Source organism: Halomonas sp. NO4, assembly GCF_010994375.1.
Classification (GTDB): domain Bacteria; phylum Pseudomonadota; class Gammaproteobacteria; order Pseudomonadales; family Halomonadaceae; genus Halomonas.
The window spans coordinates 234,807-251,079 of record NZ_WHMA01000004.1 but is presented as its reverse complement, the minus strand read 5'-3'; the positions used below and the strand labels follow the sequence as shown (position 1 = coordinate 251,079).

Here is a 16,273-nt window from a genome sequence, read left to right as displayed (position 1 = left end):
CAGCATACGGCAGCCCCAGGCTAAAGCCGTGCACCGTCCACTGAATCGGGGTAACTCCAGGACGCAGCCTCACCGAGGAGCTGCCAGGCGGCTTCTCACCGACATGAAAAAGCCAGAACCCTTTGGGTTCTGGCTTTTTCGATGTTTGGTAGCGGGGGCCGGATTCGAACCGACGACCTTCGGGTTATGAGCCCGACGAGCTACCAGGCTGCTCCACCCCGCATCAACGTGGGGCTATTCTACCCCATGACGCTGTAGTGTCAAGCGAAGCTTCAACGCTCGTGCAGGTTGCGCCCCAGCGTCCATAATCAGGAAAGGATGCCTTGCAGGGGCCACGCCTCGGGTCGCATCCTGTCGAGGCCGGCTCGACGATGCGGGTCCGGCCTTACGAATAATGTCATGATCAGGGAGGTGTACTATGACTCAATCAGCACCCGTTGCCTGGGTCACCGGGGGAACCGGCGGCATCGGCTCATCGATATGCCGTGCGCTCGCTGCGGCGGGGTATCAGGTCGTGGCGGGCTATCACAACCCGGACAAGGCGAAGACCTGGCTCGAGGCCCAGCAGGCCGACGGGTACAACAATATCGCGCTCTCCGGTACCGACCTTACCAGCTACGACGCCTGCGTGGCGGGCATCAAGGAGGTCGAGGAGAAATTCGGTCCTGTCAGCGTGCTGGTCAACTGTGCGGGCATTACCCGCGACGGGACCTTGAAGAAGATGACCCCCGAACAGTGGAACGAGGTCATCGACACCAACCTCAATAGTGTCTTCAACACCTGCCGTAGCGTCATCGAAGGGATGCTCGAGCAAGGCTATGGTCGAATCATCAACATCTCGTCCATCAACGGCCGCAAGGGGCAGTTCGGCCAGGTCAACTATGCGGCGGCCAAGGCCGGCATGCATGGCCTGACCATGTCGCTGGCCCAGGAGACGGCGACCAAGGGGATCACCGTCAACACGGTGTCGCCGGGCTACATTGCCACCGACATGATCATGAAGGTGCCGGAGAAGGTCCGCGAGGCGATTCGCGAGACGATTCCGGTGAAACGGTTTGGCACGCCCGAAGAGATCGCTCGGCTCGTGGTGTTTCTGGCCGACAAGGAGTCCGGCTTCATCACCGGGGCCAACATCGACATCAACGGGGGGCAGTTCATGGGTTGAGCCGGCACGGGAGACGCTACGGTTGCACTCCCTGCGGGAGGCCTCTGGCCTCCCGCTCGCTTTAGGGGCCCTTCGCTCAGGGGGGCGGCAGGCGGGTCAGTCGCGTGAGCAGGGCGTCGAACTCGCCGACTTCGTGGGACCACTGGTCCGGCGAGACGGGGCCGGTGGCGAGCAGGCTGCGCAGCACGGCGCGCACCTCCTCGGCACGACTCAGCTCCCGGCCGAGGCCCTCGTTGAGCCGCTCGACCTGGATGGCCAGGCGCAGCGGCTCGTCGCGCTGGTCGATGCGTCCCATGCCGAGCAGCGAGAGGTGGACGCGCAGCCGCGCCAGCTGCTCGGCGACCTCGTCGGCCACAGGCGGGTGGTGACGAGCGGCGTTGCGCGCCTCGTGAGCGGTGCGCATGTCCTCGGTCAATGACTGATCCGACGGCGGGGGAACCTCCCGTACCGGGCCCTCGGCCAGGGCCTCGGCATCGGCGGCGAGGTGTGCCTCGAGCAGGGGGCGCAGGGCCTGCCAGCGCTGGATCTCGTCGGCCACGGCCAGTCGCGCCAGTCGCTCGCGGCGGGCCCGAACGATGCCGCTCCAGCGCCGGCGCATGCCTTCGCTTCGCCGCCCTGCCGGCAGGGGCTCCAGGGTGGCGGCCTCGGCGATCGCCTGCTCCAGGACGTCGTGCTCGCTGGCGCTGGCCGGTTGCCAGGCGTCCAGGCGGTCGATCAATGCCTGCATCGCGTCCAGGCGGGCCCGCGCGCGCTGGGCCCGGTCGTCTCGGCGTGCCTCGCGGGCGGCGAAGATGCGATCGCTGAGCTCGCGAAACTCGCGCCACAGCGCCTGTTCCTCGCCGCGCGGGGCGCGTCCCAGAGACCGCCAACGCTGTTGCAGTTCCTTGGCGGTTTCGGCGCGTTGTTCGGCGGGCCTTTCCTGCTCGAGCAGGGCCCGGGCCTCGTCGATCAGCGCCCGTTTGGCGTCGGCCACTTCCCGGGCGCGCTGGTCGATGAGCGCCTGCAGGTCGTGGCGAATCTTGCCGAAGCGCCGGCCGATGGCCTGGGCTGCCTCGCGGGGGACCGGGGCGTGGCGGCGCCACTCCTCGCGGGCCTGGTCGCGGATGCGGCGCAGGGCGTCGGGGTCGGCGTCGCTGGCCGGCGCGTCAAGCAGGGCCTCGAGCTGCTCGCACAGGGCGGTGCGGGCCGCCAGGTTACGCTCGCGTTCGGCGGCCAGCGTCTCGCGCCAGGGGGCGAGACGCTCGTGGATGCGATCCGAGGCGGCGCGGAACCGTTCGGAAAGCTCGCGGTTGGCAGCCGCATCGCCCAGCGAACGCCATTCCTTGACCAGCTGGCGATGGCGGCGGTCGAGTTCGGCGTTGCTGAGTTCGCGCTCCTCGGCCAGGGTGGTGATGCTCTGGCACAGCTGGTCGCGCTTGGGGCCGGCGACGAAGCTGCGCCAGTCGCGCAGTTCGGCGAGCTGCGCGCCGAGGCGCTTGAGCTTGGCCCGGTGATCGCGCAGGCGCTCCCCGGGCAGGGTCTCGGCGCGGTGACGCAGGCTCTGGTAGAGGCGGCTGGCGCCCTTGAAGGCGCCGCGCTCGAGCAGCGTTTCCAGCTGTTTCAGGTCGTCGGCAAAGCGAGCCAGCCGTGCATCCAGGTCCTCCTCGTCGGCGGCCTCGCCCTGGGCCAGCAGGCGCTGGGCCTGCTCGAGCAGCGGGGTCGGCGGCAGGTCGTCGGGCCAGCCGCTGGCCTCGAGGGACGCCGCCAGGCGCGCCCTGTCCTGTGCTTTCAGGGCGGCCTCGATGGCCGGCGCTTCGGCATCGAGGCGCTCCCAGGCGATGAGCAGGCGGTCGTAGTCGGCGAGCACGGCGGCGTAGCGCTCGCTGAGAGCGGCGTCGATCAGGTGGCGGTCCGAAAGCGCCTGCCAGCGATTGGCCAGCAGCTGCTTCTGGGACCGCAGGCTGGCGATGTCCTGGGCGGTGACCCGGTCGCCGCGGGGCAGGGCGGAGAGGCTCTCCTCCAGCGCCTCGAGCAGGTTCTCGCGCGCCTGGGTGGCGCGCTCGCGTTGGCGGTCCGCCTGGGCCTCGGCGTGCTCGCGGGCCTCGTGGTCGGTGATCACCTTGCGGCAGCGCTGGCAGGCGTCATGAAAGCGACGCTCCTGGCGGGCGTCGGGCAGGTCCGAGAGGGCTTCCCATTCGCGCACCAGGTGACGATAGCGGCCGCCGTAGAGCGGCTCCCAGGGGGCGTGGGCATGGGCCTCCAGGTCGCGGAGCAGCGCCTCGCGCCGATCCCGGGCGGCGGCCAGTTCGGCGGCATCGGCACGCCGCCGGTTGAGTCGCTCGCGGGCCTGGCGCATCACCTGGCGGTCGCGGCGCGCCTCATGCGCCAGGCGCTGCAGCCCGGTCTCGCTCTCCACCCGGGCGGCGGCCGCGTGGCGCACCGCGGCGATGCCGTTCTCGCAGGCCTGGCGAATCAGCGCTTCCTCGTCCTGTAGGCGCGCCACGGCGGCCAGGCGCAGCTGCTGGTTGTCGCCCCGCAGGGCAACGGCGGCGAGCAGTTCCGGGTCGTCGAGCGCTTCCACCGCCGCCTGGCGGCGGGCCAGGTCGCCGGAACCGGCGGCACCCGATAGCAGGTCGGCCAGGCGCCGGCCGAGTTCGCGGTTGTCGGGGTGGGCGTCGTGCAGGCGAAGCAGTGTCTCGATGTCGTCGATCTGGGCCAGGGCGGTGCGGCGAACTTCGTGATCGGGGTCCAGACAGAGACGTTCGAGGGCCTGGCGCTGCGCCGGGTGAGCGGGGTCGAGACGGGGGATGGCCTGGCGACGGACGGCGGCGTCGGGGTGCTGCCAGCGCGGGGCGAGAAAGCGTCGAAAAAATCCGGGCATGGGGTGTCCTGATCGAGCGCGGGATACCGGCCCGCGCGCGTCGGGTTGTCGCGATGGGCTCGGCAGGGTTCGTCTTGGGTATCTAAGCATGCGCTGCGGCGGCAGAAAAGCCTGACGGGTCCCTGTCTGTGGCCAAACGGCGACAATGTCATTGGGTCGGCGATGGCCGTATCATCGGTTGCAGGGGGCGAAGGAGTCGCTTAGCTTTAGTCCCACGACCCGACATCACCGACTGGAGTCCGGCAATGAGTCTCAATCTGGACAGGGCCAGCATGGCATTCACCTTCAAGGGGGGCATGCTGCCGATGACGGTCATGGAATTGACCAGCGCCGACCCCGAGCGCATCCGTGAGCAACTTGCCGGCAAGCTCAGCCAGTCGCCGGCCTTCTTTCAGCACACGCCGGTGGTGCTCAGCGTCGAGAAGCTCGACGAGCCGCACCTGGCGCTGGAGCGGATCTGCGCGGTGTGCCGGGCCCACAAGCTGCTGCCGGTGGCGGTGCGCGGCGGCCAGGAACCGGTCAAGCAGTCGGCCTGGGCGCTGGGTCTGGGCTGGTTTCCCCCCAACGAGGGGCGAGCCCGCTCCCTCGAGAGCGTGGAGGCGGCGGCACCGGCGGATGAGGCCCCGGGCGAGGCGGCGGACGGCGTCGCCAGCGGCGGGCGCATCTACCGCGGCACGGTGCGCTCCGGTCAGCAGGTGACCGCGCCGGAGGGCGATCTGGTGGTCATCGGTGCGGTGAACGCCGGTGCCGAAGTGCTCGCGGCGGGCAGCGTGCACGTGTACGGTGCCTTGCGCGGTCGCGCACTGGCTGGCATTCATGGCGATGCCCAGGCCGGCATTTTCTGTCGCGAGCTTCGCGCCGAGCTGCTGTCGGTGGCCGGCAACTACAAGCGGCTCGAGGACATCGACCCGCAGCTGTTGGGCACGCCGGTGCAGGTGGGGCTGCGCGATGCCCAGCTCGAGATCACCACGCTGACCTAGGGTCGCCTGTACCGCCCGGCGTTGGCGTTTTCACCGTTTTCGAACCGTTCGAAAGGAAGCACAACTTGGCCAAGATCATCGTAGTGACCTCCGGCAAGGGCGGGGTCGGCAAGACAACCAGCGCAGCGGCCATTGCCACCGGCCTGGCCCTGCGGGGCAACAAGACCGTGGTTATCGACTTCGACGTGGGGCTGCGCAACCTCGACTTGATCATGGGTTGCGAGCGGCGCGTGGTGTACGACCTGGTCAACGTCATCCAGGGCGAGGCGGGGCTCAACCAGGCGCTGATTCGCGACAAGCGCGTCGACAACCTGCACATCCTTCCCGCCTCCCAGACCCGTGACAAGGACGCCCTCACTGCGGAGGGCGTGGAGCAGGTGCTGGAGCGGTTGAGCAGCGACTTCGATTACATCCTGTGCGACTCGCCGGCGGGGATCGAGCGCGGCGCCCAGCTCGCCATGTACCACGCCGACGAGGCGATCGTTGTGACCAACCCCGAGGTCTCCTCGGTGCGCGACTCCGACCGTATTCTGGGCCTGCTCGCCTCCAAGACGCGGCGCGCCGAGAGCAACGAGACGCCGGTCAAGGAGCACCTGCTGATCACCCGCTACAACGCCTCGCGGGTCGACGACGGCGACATGCTCAACCTCGAGGACATCCGCGAGATCTTGGCCATCGACCTGATCGGCCTGATCCCCGAGTCCGAGGCGGTCCTGCGTGCCTCCAACCAGGGCGTCCCGGTGATTCACGACGACGACAGCGATGCCGGCCAGGCCTATGCGGACACGGTGTCGCGCCTGCTCGGCGAGGAGATCCCGCTGCGCTTCCACGAAATCCAGAAAAAGAGCCTGCTGAGCCGCATGTTCGGAGGAGGTCGCCGGTGAAGCTGCTGGAATTCCTCAAGCGCGAACGCAAGAAGTCGGCCTCGGTCGCCAAAGAGCGGCTGCAGATCATCGTCGCCCACCAGCGCAGCCAGCGCGGCCAGCCCGATTACATGCCGCTGCTGGAGAAAGAGCTCCTCGAGGTGATCCGCCGCTACGTGCAGGTGGACGACGACGCCATCAACATCAGCCTCGACAGCGAGGACAACTGCTCGGTGCTGGAGCTCAACGTCACCCTGCCGCGCACCTAGGCAGGGCGAGAGAGCCGGCCGCGCCCGCCGACGTTGCCGACCATGCCCAGTCCGCGGGCGGGCCGCTGTGTCGGCGGTCGGCCTGTGCTAGGCTGGGCGCTTTGCGAGCCGAGCAGGAGAGCCTTCGCATGGCGAAGCCCGATGCCGCCCCCCTGACCTTTCTGTGGCACGACTACGAGACCTTCGGGGCCGACCCACGGCGCGATCGCCCCGCGCAGTTCGCCGCCATCCGCACCGATGCCGACTTCCAGGAGATCGGCGAGCCGGTGGAATGGTTCTGCAAGCCGGCCGATGATTACCTGCCGCACCCGCAGGCCTGCCTGATCACTGGCATCACCCCGCAGCAGGCGCGCCGCCGCGGCCTGCCCGAGGCAGAGTTTGCCGGCGCCGTGCATGCGCTGATGAGCGAGCCCGGCACCTGCGCGCTGGGCTACAACAGCCTGCGTTTCGACGACGAGGTGAGCCGCCACCTCTTCTACCGCAACCTGCTCGACCCCTACTCGCGGGAGTGGCAGAACGGCAACTCGCGCTGGGACCTGATCGACGCGGTGCGCGCCTTCCACGCCCTGCGCCCCGAGGGCATCGTATGGCCCAAGCGCGACGACGGGGCGCCGAGCTTCCGCCTCGAAGACCTCACCACCGCCAACGACATCGAGCACGCCGGTGCCCACGATGCCCTGGCCGATGTGCGCGCCACCATCGCCCTGGCGCGGCTGCTGCGCAGCCGCAATGCCAAGCTCTTCGATCACCTGCTCGGCCTGCGTCGCAAGCGCGAGGTGGCCAAGCGCCTCGACGTGGTCGCCCGCAAGCCGATACTGCACATTTCGCGGCGCTACCCGGCGAGCCGCGGCTGCAGCGCCCTGGTGATGCCGCTCGCCGAACATCCGACCAACCCCAACGGGGTGATCGTCTACGACCTCTCGGTGGACCCTCAGCCGCTGCTCAGTCTCGACGCCGAGCAGATTCGCCAGCGCGTCTTCGTCAGTGGCGATGACCTGGCCGAGGGCGAGGAGCGGGTGCCGCTCAAGGTCGTGCACATCAATCGCAGCCCGGTGGTGCTGCCCTCCGCGGCGTTGAAGGACGTGGATGGGCCGCGCCGCGGCGAGTACGGCGCGATCGTCGAGCGCCTGGGTCTCGACCTCGATGCCTGCCGTCGCCACTGGCAGATGCTCAGCCGCGACGACGACGTGGCCCGCAAGGCGGCGACGGTGTTCGCCGAGCCGCCGCCGGAAGGGCCTCGGGACCCGGACCTGATGCTCTACTCGGGCGGCTTCTTCTCCCCCGCGGACCGTGCGCAGATGCAGCGCGTGCGCGATACCGACCCCTGGGACCTGGTCGAGGCACACTTTGCCTTCCAGGACCCGCGGCTCGAGGAGATGCTCTTCCGCTATCGGGCGCGCAGCTACCCCGAAACCCTCACCGGCGAGGAGCAGGCACGCTGGGAAGCCTTCCGCTGGGAGCGCCTCAACGACCCGGCGCTGGCGGGTTTCACCCTCAAGGCCTTCGCCCGCGAGATCGAGCGGCTCAACCAGGGCTCCCTCGACGAGCGCGACCGACAGCTGCTCGAGGAGCTGGTGATGCACGTGGAGGCGATACTGCCGCCGCAAGCCTTCGGGTGAGGAGCAAGGGGTTCCGAGACGACAGCGCCCGGCCTATGGCCGGGCGCTTGCCGTTGGGCGCTTGCCGTTGGGCGCTTGCCGCGTGGCTCAGTCGCCGCCCTCGGGCAGCGGCTTCAGCCGCTGGGACAGGGCCTCGACGTCGCTGGGCTCGTCGCCCGGGTCGAAGGTGACGTTCACCGCGGGGCTCTCCCGCAGCGCGCGCCAGGTCGCCTGCAGCGCCTCGGGCGTGACCTCGAGCACCCGCGCGGCGAGCTTCTCGCGGCGATCGAAGTCGGTATCGCCGTAGGAGAGAGCCCGCCACAGGCGGTCGGCGCGCCCCGACAGGCTGGTGTCGCGCTGGAGCAGCTCGTCGTGCACCGCCTGGCGGTGGGTGGCCAGGTCGGACTCGTCCAGCGAGGCGAGCCGCTCGCCGAAGCCGTCGAGGAAGGCGTCGATGTGTTCGGCGATGGTCTCGCTCGGCGTGTCCGGCGACTGCACGATCAGGCTGAGCCCCGGAGCGTCGAGCAGCGGCGAGTAGCTGGCGTTGACCACGTAGCCGAGCTGCTCCTGGGTGCGCAGGCGGTGGTAGAAGGGCGTGTTGATGAGCTGCCCGAGCACGGCCAGTCGCGCCTGGGCGTCCAGGGAGCGATCCTCGCCCTGCAGGTAGCGCAGCACCAGCGACTCTTCGCGGCTGCTGCGGGGATGCAGGGGCGGCAGTGCGTCCTCGGCGCGCAGCGGCGTGAGCTCGGGGATCGCCTCGCGGGCGAGCGTCGGCGCCAGGCTGGCGGCCGCCTGTTCGGCAAGCCGGCGCGCCAGGTCGGCGTCGAGGTTGCCCACGGCCATGGCTTCCAGGCGCAGCGCGCCAAGGAAGGCGTCACGGTAGTCGCGCAGATCGGCCAGGGTGAGCTCACGGCTCGCTTCCAGCAGGGCATGGGGCGCCCAGCTGGGGCGTACCAGCACATCGCCCAGGATGCGATGCCCCTGGCGGTAGAGCGCGGCCTGAGGCGCGTTGCGCCAGCTGCGCTGCTGGCGGTAGCGCACCCGCTCGAAGCTGGCCGCGTCGATCTCGCCCTCCTGGAGCTGCGAGAGCGCCTCGTCGATCACCCTGGCCTGGCGGTCGCGCCAGCCGGCGAAGGCCAGGGTCAGGCCGCGCGCATGCGCATAGGGGTTGAAGTGGTGGCCGGCGAGACGGGCCGGGTAGAAGCGCTCGTTGAGGCTGTCGCTGAGCCAGCCGGCCAGCAGGTGCGAGAGGGCGGCCTGGCGCGCGCTAGCGCTGGCATCGGGGTGGTGCAGGCCCAGGCGCCACTCCACCTTGGGGGTGTCGAAGGTGCTGTCCGCCTTGTGCCACAGCGCGAAGGCCGACTCGTCGATCAGCTGCCGGGGGCGCTCGTCGGCGACGTCGAGCAGGGTCAGGTCCTCGGCGATGAAGGGGTTGGGCTCGGGCAGGGCGAGGCCGGCCAGGGGCTCAGCGTCGGCCGTGACCGCCTGGGTGACGTCCCGCCAGGGGGCGTCGAACCAGGGCGAGGTCTGGTTGCCCTCGACCTCCGGGCCGCTGTAGAGGCGGATCAGATGCTCCGGGGTGAGACGGGCGAGGTAGTCGGCGATGCGTTCGCGGTCGAAGCCGTCCATGCGGTAGGGGGCGTACTGCACGTCCTCGACAGGGAAGTGGGCCAGGTTCATGGCCAGGCGCATGGCCCCCTCCAGGGGCGAGCCGTGCTGCTGGAAGCGAAACTCCTGCTCGGCGAGCGTCGCCTGCTCGTCGTAGCGCCAGGCGTCCAGGCCGGACTCGCGAATGCGTTCGATGGCCTCGAACAGCGTGGCCTCGATGGTGGCGAGGCGCTCGGCGCCGTCACGGGTCAGACTCACGTTCACCGAGAACAGCGCATGGCGGCCGTCGCCCCGGGTGACGCCGGCGGAGAGGCCGTCGGCCAGGCCCGCCTCGCGCAGCACGGCGAGCAGGCTGCCTTCACCCTCATGCCCGAGCAGGTGCGCCAGATAGTCCGCCGGCTTGAGGCGATACTCGTCGGTGGGGTCGGGAATCGGGAAGAAAAAGCGTACCTGGCGGCTGTCGCGCACCGACTGCATCTCCAGGTAGCGCGGCAGCTGGGCCTCGTCGACCAGTGGTGCCTCGATCACCGGACGCTGCGCATCGCCCTCCTCGATGGCCGCGAAGCGCTCCGCCACCAGGCGCTCCAGCTGTTCGAGGGGCTGGGGGCCGATCACCGCCAGGTGCATGACGTCGGCGTCGTAGTAGCGCTCGTAGAAGGCGATTACCCCCTCGCGCAGCGTCGGCTCGCTGGCGGAGCGCTCCGCCAGCGTCTCGCGGCTGCCCACCGAGAAGCCCACCGTGGGGTTGTCGGGGTTGAGTACCTGGTTGAGCACGTCGTTCTCGCGGCGCCCGTCGTCACGGATGCGCGCCATGTACTCGGAGTGCACGATGTTGCGCTCGCTTTCCAGCTGGTCGGCATTGAACAGTGGCGAGACGAAGAAGGCGCTGAAGCGGTCCAGGGCGCCGGGCAGCGCCTCGGGGTCGACGTCGAAGAAGTAGTTGGTGTCCTGGGGGGCGGTGAAGGCGTTGTGGTTGCCGCCGTGGCGGCGGATGTAGGCCTGGTAGGCGTCGGCCTCGGGGTAGGGCTCGGTGCCGAGGAACAGCATGTGCTCCAGGAAGTGGGCCAGGCCGGCCAGGTCCTCCGGGTCCTGGGCGCTGCCCACGCCCACGTTCATCGAGGCGGCGGCGCGGTCGGCCTCGGGGTCGCTGACCAGCAGGGCGGTGAGGCCATTCTCCAAGGTCAGCACCCGGTAGTCGCGGCTGTCGTGGGGGCTGACGCGCGGTGCGGTGACCTCGGCGACGTCCTCGGACGCGCTGCTGGGCGGCTCGGCGATGGCGCCGGCCGGTGCCAGGCCGAGCAGGCCGGCGAGGCCCAGGCCGAATACCCGGCGGCTGGGTCGAAAAGCGGTGGCGATGAGCATCATCTCTCCTGATCGCGCGGCCGGCGCAGCATGGGTCCCGTGGGATGCGCGCAGGCCGGGTCCTGGTTCGCGGGATCGTTCACTCGTCTTGATACCGGAAAAGCGCCCAACAGTTCCTCCGGTGGGGTCACAAGCAGAGAGTGAGCTTCCGCCTGTGGCGTCTCGGGGTCGAGCCAGCGCTTCGCCGCCGCGGCCGGGATGATCGCCGGCAGGCGGTCGCCGAGGGGGGCGAGCAGGGCGTTGGCGGCGACCGTGATCAGCGCCAGGGAGTCGGTGTAGGCGGTGAGGGTCGTGTGGAAGCGACACCACAGCCCGGCCAGCAGCAGCGGCGCGCGGTCGACCCCGACCACCAGGAACGGCTGCTTGAAGCGCGGCTGCGGCTTCCACAGGTAGACGCCGCCCACCGGCACCAGGCAGCGCCGCGCGGAAAATGCCTCGCGAAACATGGGGCGCGAGGCGAGCGATTCGGCGCGGGCGCAGTGGGGCGCGTGGTCGAGCACCTGCAGCCAGGGCGGGGTGAGGCCCCAGAAGGCATCGGTCAGGCAGGTCTCGCCCTGTTCGTGGCGCAGCATCGACAGCGGGCGGCGGGGCGCCAGGTTGGGCGAGTGGCGTGGGGCATCGAGGCCGCGCAGACCGGGCAGCAGCCGCGCGGGCTCGAGCGGGGGAACGTACAGGCGACCGGCCATGGCGCCTCCGGGTGACGGAGCGCTCAGGGTAGCCGAGACGCCGTGGCGTGAAAAGGGCGACGTGAAAAGGGCAGTCGGGGTCGCCGACGGGGCGTCACGAGGCTCGAAAACAGTGTTCGATGTGCGCTATTCTATCCTACCGGGCGCCCGCAGGGCGTTCCCTACCGGGCGCCCGCAGGGCGTTCGCCACTTTCCACTCGGCGAGGAACCCCATGGCCCGTCCCCGACAGCATGCGCCCGAAGCGCTCCATGCCCAGGTCATGACCGCCTGCGACGCCTGGCTGCAGGACAATCCCGTCCACGCGCTGTCACTGCGTGCCCTGGCTCGCGAGGTGGGGTGTGCCCCCAGCACCCTGCTCAAGCTTTACGGCAGTTTCGGCAACCTGCTGCAACACGTGAACCTGCAGACCCTGGACATGCTGCGCGATGTGATCGCCCCGCTGGAAGACGCCGGGCCCGAGTCGCGCCTCAAGGGGCTGGCCCTGGCCTACTGGCAGTTTGCCCAGCGCGAGCCCTATCGCTGGCAGATGCTCTTCGACTACCCGCTGGCCCAGGAGGGCGAGCTGGACCAGCGCCAGTCCGACATGATCGAGGCGCTCTTCGTGCGCGTCGAGGTGACGCTCAAGGAGTACCAGCCGGCACTGGACGATCTGGAGGCGCGGCGGCTGAGTCGCACCTTGTGGGGCAGCGTGCACGGGCTGGTGCAGCTCGGTCTCAACGAGCGCCTGGGCTACTGGCAGGGTCAGCAGCTCGAGGTGGGGGAGCTCATCGATCAGTTGCTGATCACCATCCTGGACGGTCTGCGCCAGCGCGGCTGAACCGCGTCATCCCTAGGCAGGCTTGCGGCGCTGCAGCGCCTGCCAGCAGCGCGCGGCGGTGATCAGGTTGTCGCGCACCTCGAGAATCTCCATGCGCACGCTGCCGATCTGCAGGCAGGCAGCGCCGTCGGGGAACGACTCCAGGTGCTCGAGGATCAGCCCGTTGAGCGTCTTGGGGCCGTCGGTGGGCAGCTGCCAGCCAAGCATGCGGTTGATGTCGCGAATGGTGGCGGTGCCCTCGATGACGTGACTGCCGTCGTCCTGGCGGTGAATCTCCTGATCCTGGCTGGCCATGTCGGTGGTGAACTCGCCGACGATCTCCTCGAGGATGTCCTCCAGGGTCACCAGGCCCTCCACGTCGCCGTACTCGTCCACTACGATGCCGATGCGGCGCTTCTGCTTCTGGAAATTGAGCAGCTGGGTATGCAGCGGCGTCGACTCGGGAATGAAGTAGGGCTCGCGCGCCTCCTGGACGATGGCCGCCTTGGTCACCTCGGGGCGCGACAGGAAGCGCGCCGCGTTGCGCAGGTGCAGCATGCCGATGATGTTATTGATGTCGCCCTTGTAGATCGGCATCCGGGTGTGCTGGCTGGTGCGGATCTGAACCAGGATGTCGTCGAGGTCATCGTCCAGGTCGATGCCCACCACCTCGTGGCGCGGCACCATGATGTCGTTGACGGTGACGTTCTCCAGGTCGAGGATCGACAGCAGCATCGCCTGGTGGCGGTGGGGGATGAGCGTGCCCGCCTCGTGGACCACGGTGCGCAGTTCGTCGCGGGTCAGGTGATCGGCGCCGCCGTCGATGCTTCTGACGCCGATCAGGCGCAGCAGGCCGTTGGAGAGGGCGTTGACCAGCCACACCAGAGGATAGAGCAGCTTGAGCAGCGGCTCGAGCACCAGGGAGGCGGGGTAGGCGATGCGCTCCGGCTTGATCGCCGCATAGGTCTTGGGGCTCACCTCGGCGAAGATCAGGATCACGATGGTGAGGATCAGCGGGGCGATGGCGGGTCCGGTGACCTCGCCGAAGAAGTGGATGGCCAGCACCGTGGCAATGGCCGCGGCCAGGTTGTTGACCAGGTTGTTGCCGATCAGGATCACGCCGATCAGACGGTCGGGCCGGGCCAGCAGGCGCAGCACACGCTTGGCGGGGCGTTCACCGCTGTTCGCCTGATGGCTCAGGCGATAACGGTTGATGGACATCATGCCGGTCTCGGAGCTGGAGAAGAAGGCGGACAGACAGATGAGCAGAACAAGCAGGCCGAATAGCAATCCCAGCGGGAAGTCGTCGCTCAAGTCGAAGGATCCTCACAGGCGTGTCAGCCCCGTGTTGTAGGGGTTCGGTTCCGGAGTGTCAAGGCGACTTCCGCGGCAGGTCTGACAGTGAGCCGCCCCCGGGCAAGGTGCATTAGCTGCGCTGCAGGAGGACTTCCAGGACGAACTTGCTGCCGAAGTAGGCGAGCAGCAGCACGGCGCAGCCGCCCAGCGTCCAGCGCACGGCGCGCATGCCGCGCCAGCCCAGCACGTGGTGGCTGATCAGCAGGATGGCGAAGATCACCCAGGCGGCCAGCGACAAGATGGTCTTGTGGGCCAGGTGCTGGGCGAACATGCTGTCGAGGAAGGCGAAGCCGCTGGCAATCGACAGCGTGAGCAGCGCCATGCCCGCCCAGATCAGCTCGAAGAGCACGCGCTCCATGGTGGTCAGCGGCGGCAGCGCCTGGACGACACCGCGGGTGTGGTGGTGGCGCAGCGCCTGGTTCTGCACCCCCAGCAGCACGGCCTGCATGGCGGCGATCACCAGCACGCCGAAGGCCAGTGCCGAGCTGATTGCATGCAGGGCGATGCCCGGGGTCAACCCGCTGCCCCCCGCCGGGCTCGGCAGGCCCACGGCCACCAGTAGCGCCACGCCGGAGAGCGGGAAGAGTCCCACGGCGACGTTGAGCACCGGCTTGGCCAGGCTCACGGTAAGCAGCAGGAATACCATGAGGGCGGTGACGATGACCGCGCTGGCCGAGAGACCGGGCAGCAGGCCCGGACTTTGACCGAGCAGCTGGGCGGCCACCGGAACGTGGAAGAGCAGCCCCATCAGGCCCAGGGCGCGCACCAAGGCAGCGCGCGGCGGCACGCGCCGCAGCAGCGTGAGCCCCTGCCAGGAGGCGGCACCCAGGTAGAGAACGAAAGCCATGATGGCCAGTGGAAGCGCCTGCATCAGTTGCCGTCCGTGCCGTGCGCCGTTGCCGGCGTCAGTGCATCTCGAAATGGGGATATGGCGTAGCCGGGGCTACTATACCCAATCCGCTCGCCGTCGCACAGCGATGACGCCGCCGTGCATGGAGACTGGCGGTCACAGCGCGTATAATTGCCGGCCACAGGCAGCCCCGGGCTGCCACAACCTTGCCGTGTCACCGCTTTGCGGGCAGGGCAGGCCCGGTTCGCTGCGGTGGATCGTCGCAGTCACCCTGTCGACGTCCCGTGTCGCTCGACCGCCTGCCAGTACCGTCGCCGGAGAGGCCCATGTTCCAGAACCTCAGCGAGCGCCTGTCGCAGACGCTCAAGTCCATCAAGGGTCAGGCGCGCCTGACCGAGGACAACATCAAGGAGACCCTGCGCGAGGTGCGCCGCGCCCTGCTCGAAGCCGACGTCGCCCTGCCGGTGGTCAAGGCTTTCATCGAGCGCGTGCGCGAGCGGGCGGTGGGCCAGGAAGTGTCCAAGAGCCTCTCGCCGGGTCAGCAGTTCGTCAAGATCGTCCAGCAGGAGCTCGAGGCGGTCATGGGCGAGGCCAACGAAGGGCTCGATCTCAAGGGCTCGCCCGCGGTGGTGCTGATGGCCGGCCTGCAGGGCGCGGGCAAGACCACCTCGGTGGCGAAGCTCGCGCGCTACCTCCGCGAGCGCGAGAAGAAGAAGGTGCTGGTGGTCTCCGCCGACGTCTATCGCCCGGCGGCCATCGACCAGCTCGAGACGCTCGCCCGCGAAGTGGAGGTCGATTTCTTCCCGTCGCGCAGCGACCAGAAGCCGGTGGCGATCGCCGAGGGGGCGATCCAGCACGCCAAGATTCAGTTCCATGACGTGGTGCTCGTCGATACCGCCGGCCGGCTGGCCATCGACGAGGCGATGATGGCCGAGATCCAGGCGCTGCATAAGGCGGTCTCGCCCCAGGAGACGCTGTTCGTGGTTGACGCCATGACCGGCCAGGACGCCGCCAACACCGCCAAGGCCTTCAGCGACGCGCTGCCGCTGACCGGGGTGATCCTCACCAAGGCCGACGGCGACGCCCGCGGCGGGGCGGCGCTCTCGGTGCGCCACGTCACCGGCAAGCCGATCAAGTTCATGGGCGTGGGCGAGAAGGTCGATGCCCTGGAGCCCTTCCACCCGGACCGCGTCGCCTCGCGCATCCTCGGCATGGGCGACGTGCTGTCGCTGATCGAGGAGGCCGAGCGCACCGTCGACAAGGGCAAGGCCGAGAAGCTCGCCAAGAAGGTCAAGAAGGGCCAGGGCTTCGACCTCGAGGATTTCCGCGACCAGCTCCAGCAGCTCAAGAAGATGGGTGGCATGGGCGGCCTGATGGGCAAGCTGCCGGGCATGGGGCAGATGGCCGAGATGGCCCAGGGGCCCGGCCCCGAGAAAGAGCTCGGCAAGCTCGAGGCGCTGATCAACTCCATGACGCCCCAGGAGCGGCGGCGCCCGGAGATCATCAACGGCTCGCGCAAGCGCCGCATCGCCGCCGGTGCCGGCCTGCAGGTGCCCGATCTCAACCGTCTGCTCAAGCAGCACAAGCAGATGCAGAAGATGATGAAGAAGGCGGGCAAGAAGGGCGGCATGCAGAAGATGATGCGCGGCATGTCCGGCATGATGGGCGGTGGCGGCCCGGGCGGCCCGGGCGGCCCGGGCGGTCCGGGTGGTCCCGGGGGCATGGGCGGCCCAGGCGGTTTCCCCTGGCGGTAAGGTCGGGGTGCCCGCGGGGGGCGCGCAGCGGCGCCGGTGGCGCCGCGAGTGACACGCCCACCGGATTGCTTTAGGCAGGCCCGGAAAAAGGTTCCCAAGCGCGGCGGATTTCCGTAGAATGCTGC

The 16,273-nt window shown here is 69.2% G+C and carries 12 protein-coding genes and 1 tRNA gene; 7 read left to right on the top strand and 6 right to left on the bottom strand.

Annotated features, from left to right (window positions below):
- Positions 1–146: 146 nt before the first annotated feature.
- Positions 147–223: transfer RNA gene (locus FEF15_RS05640), tRNA-Met, on the bottom strand.
- A 195-nt stretch (positions 224–418) separates the two neighbouring features.
- Here FEF15_RS05640 and phbB point away from each other — a divergent pair.
- Positions 419–1,165 (top strand): acetoacetyl-CoA reductase, encoded by a 747-nt coding sequence (gene phbB / locus FEF15_RS05635; protein ID WP_163558168.1) that lies wholly within the window; start codon positions 419–421, stop codon positions 1,163–1,165.
- A gap of 76 nt (positions 1,166–1,241) precedes the next feature.
- On the opposite strand, the gene FEF15_RS05630 is transcribed toward phbB, so the two are convergent.
- Positions 1,242–4,025 (bottom strand): DUF349 domain-containing protein, encoded by a 2,784-nt coding sequence (locus FEF15_RS05630; protein WP_163558167.1) that lies wholly within the window; start codon positions 4,023–4,025, stop codon positions 1,242–1,244.
- A gap of 245 nt (positions 4,026–4,270) precedes the next feature.
- Between FEF15_RS05630 and minC the strand changes: the two genes are divergently transcribed.
- The 4 genes from minC to sbcB all read left to right on the top strand — a co-directional run bounded on the left by minC (position 4,271) and on the right by sbcB (position 7,756).
- Positions 4,271–5,005 (top strand): septum site-determining protein MinC, encoded by a 735-nt coding sequence (gene minC / locus FEF15_RS05625; RefSeq protein ID WP_163558166.1) that lies wholly within the window; start codon positions 4,271–4,273, stop codon positions 5,003–5,005.
- A 65-nt stretch (positions 5,006–5,070) separates the two neighbouring features.
- Positions 5,071–5,889, top strand: a complete 819-nt coding sequence (minD, locus tag FEF15_RS05620) for a septum site-determining protein MinD (RefSeq protein WP_163558165.1) — start codon at positions 5,071–5,073, stop codon at positions 5,887–5,889.
- On the top strand, positions 5,886–6,137 hold the full coding sequence (gene minE, locus FEF15_RS05615; protein ID WP_163558164.1) for a cell division topological specificity factor MinE: 252 nt from the start codon (positions 5,886–5,888) through the stop codon (positions 6,135–6,137). The genes minD and minE overlap by 4 nt, the downstream gene beginning before the upstream one ends.
- A gap of 128 nt (positions 6,138–6,265) precedes the next feature.
- Positions 6,266–7,756 carry an exodeoxyribonuclease I gene (gene sbcB, locus FEF15_RS05610; RefSeq protein WP_163558163.1) on the top strand — a complete coding sequence of 497 codons (1,491 nt, stop codon included), beginning with the start codon at positions 6,266–6,268 and terminating at the stop codon, positions 7,754–7,756.
- A gap of 87 nt (positions 7,757–7,843) precedes the next feature.
- Here the strand turns inward: sbcB and FEF15_RS05605 are convergent, their stop codons facing one another.
- Entirely contained in the window at positions 7,844–10,708 is a 2,865-nt protein-coding gene (locus FEF15_RS05605) for an insulinase family protein (RefSeq protein WP_163558162.1), read from the bottom strand.
- Positions 10,705–11,391, bottom strand: a complete 687-nt coding sequence (locus FEF15_RS05600) for an SOS response-associated peptidase family protein (RefSeq protein WP_163558161.1) — start codon at positions 11,389–11,391, stop codon at positions 10,705–10,707. Before FEF15_RS05600 ends, FEF15_RS05605 begins: the two co-directional genes overlap by 4 nt.
- A gap of 212 nt (positions 11,392–11,603) precedes the next feature.
- On the opposite strand from FEF15_RS05600, the gene FEF15_RS05595 reads away from it, so the two are divergent.
- Positions 11,604–12,209 (top strand): TetR-like C-terminal domain-containing protein, encoded by a 606-nt coding sequence (locus FEF15_RS05595; protein WP_163558160.1) that lies wholly within the window; start codon positions 11,604–11,606, stop codon positions 12,207–12,209.
- Positions 12,210–12,221: 12 nt separating this feature from the next.
- Here the strand turns inward: FEF15_RS05595 and FEF15_RS05590 are convergent, their stop codons facing one another.
- Both FEF15_RS05590 and ccsA read right to left on the bottom strand, forming a co-directional pair.
- Entirely contained in the window at positions 12,222–13,502 is a 1,281-nt protein-coding gene (locus tag FEF15_RS05590) for an HlyC/CorC family transporter (protein ID WP_163558159.1), read from the bottom strand.
- A 112-nt stretch (positions 13,503–13,614) separates the two neighbouring features.
- Positions 13,615–14,415 carry a cytochrome c biogenesis protein CcsA gene (gene ccsA, locus FEF15_RS05585; RefSeq protein ID WP_163558158.1) on the bottom strand — a complete coding sequence of 267 codons (801 nt, stop codon included), beginning with the start codon at positions 14,413–14,415 and terminating at the stop codon, positions 13,615–13,617.
- 305 nt (positions 14,416–14,720) lie between these two features.
- On the opposite strand from ccsA, the gene ffh reads away from it, so the two are divergent.
- Positions 14,721–16,148, top strand: coding sequence for a signal recognition particle protein (gene ffh / locus FEF15_RS05580; protein ID WP_163558157.1), 1,428 nt, complete (start codon positions 14,721–14,723; stop codon positions 16,146–16,148).
- Positions 16,149–16,273 lie beyond the last annotated feature (125 nt).